This window comes from Actinomadura keratinilytica, assembly GCF_039539665.1.
GTDB lineage: Bacteria > Actinomycetota > Actinomycetes > Streptosporangiales > Streptosporangiaceae > Spirillospora > Spirillospora keratinilytica.
In genome coordinates, this window is record NZ_BAABDO010000252.1 from 1 (window position 1) to 1,702 (window position 1,702).

Sequence of the window (1,702 nt, forward strand, 5' to 3'; positions counted from 1 at the left end):
CGACGATCGTTGATCTGTTCGAGGCGCAGGTGGCGGTTCGGCCTGGTGCGGTGGCGGTGTCGTGTGAGGGTGTGTCGTTGACGTATGGGGAGGTGAACGCTCGGGCGAATCGGTTGGCGCGTCGTCTTGTGGAGCGGGGGGCCGGTCCGGAGCGGTTCGTGGCGTTGCGGTTGCCGCGCTCGGTGGATCTGGTCGTGGCGATCCTGGGGGTGCTCAAGGCGGGGGCGGCGTATGTGCCGATCGACCCGGACTACCCGGCCGACCGGATCGCCTTCATGCTGGACGACGCGCGCCCCGCGCTCGTCCTCGGGCCGGAGGACGTGGACGCCCCCGGCTACGACGACTCCAACTTGGGGCGGGACATCTCCCCGCAGCACCCGGCCTACGTTATTTACACGTCGGGTTCGACGGGTCGTCCGAAGGGTGTGGTGGTTCCGCATCGCAATGTGGTGCGGTTGCTTCGGTCGACGGAGTGCTGGTTCGATTTCGGGCCGGATGATGTGTGGACGTTGTTCCACTCCTACGCCTTCGACTTCACGGTGTGGGAGCTGTGGGGCGCGTTGGCGTACGGGGGCCGTCTGGTGGTGGTGCCGTATCTGACGTCGCGGTCTCCGGAGGACTTCCTGAGGTTGCTGGCGGCGGAGCGGGTGACGGTGCTGTGTCAGACGCCGTCGGCGTTCTACCAGTTGATGGCCGCCGACCGGGAGGCGCCCGGTACGGATCTGGCGTTGCGGTATGTGGTGTTCGGTGGTGAGGCGCTGGAGCTGGGGCGGCTGGAGGACTGGTACTCCCGGCATCCGGACGATGCTCCGGTGCTGGTGAACATGTACGGCATCACCGAGACCACCGTCCACGTCACCTACCAGCGGCTGGATCGCGTCCATGCGGCGACCGCTCCGGGAAGCCTCATCGGCACGGGCATCCCCGATTTGCGCATCTATGTTCTGGACGAGAGGCTGCGGCCGGTTCCGCCGGGTGTGGTGGGGGAGTTGTACGTGGCCGGGGCCGGGTTGGCGCGCGGCTATCTGAACCGGCCCGCGCTGACGGCCGAACGGTTCGTGCCCGACCCCTATGGTGCGCCCGGCACGCGCATGTACCGCACGGGCGACCTTGCCCGGTGGCGCAGTGACGGGCGCCTGGAGTACCTCGGCCGGTCCGATCTGCAGGTGCAGTTGCGCGGGTTCCGGATCGAGCTGGGCGAGGTCGAGGCGGTTCTGGCGCGGCATGAGGCGGTCGCCGACGTCGCGGTGATCGTCCGCGACGACCGCCTGATCGCCTACGTCGTCACATCCGACGAGATCGATCCGGCCGAGCTGCGCGGGTTCGCAGCGACCCAGCTGCCCGGGTACATGGTCCCGGCGGCGGTGGTGAAGCTGGATGCGCTGCCGCTGACCGTGAACGGCAAGCTCGACCGCGCCGCCCTGCCCGATCCCGGGTTGTCGGTGCGGGTGTCGTCGCGGACGCCTCGGACGGCCGAGGAGGAGGTGCTGGCCGGGTTGTTCGCCGAGGTTCTCGGGTTGGATCGGGTCGGCGTCGACGACGGGTTCTTCGACCTGGGCGGTGATTCGATCATCGCGATCCAGCTGGTGTCGCGGGCGCGTCAGGCCGGGCTGGTGATCTCCCCGCGCGAGGTGTTCCAGCACCAGACCGTCGAAGAACTCGCCGCCATCGCCCGCCCCCTCGCCGACGCCGACGCCGTCGA

General features: G+C 69.0%; 1 protein-coding gene. It reads left to right on the plus strand.

Translation table 11 applies throughout. The annotated features are described in order from the left end of the window. A partial coding sequence (locus ABD879_RS32495; RefSeq protein ID WP_345025624.1) for an amino acid adenylation domain-containing protein occupies nt 1–1,702 on the plus strand: 1,702 nt, incomplete at both ends.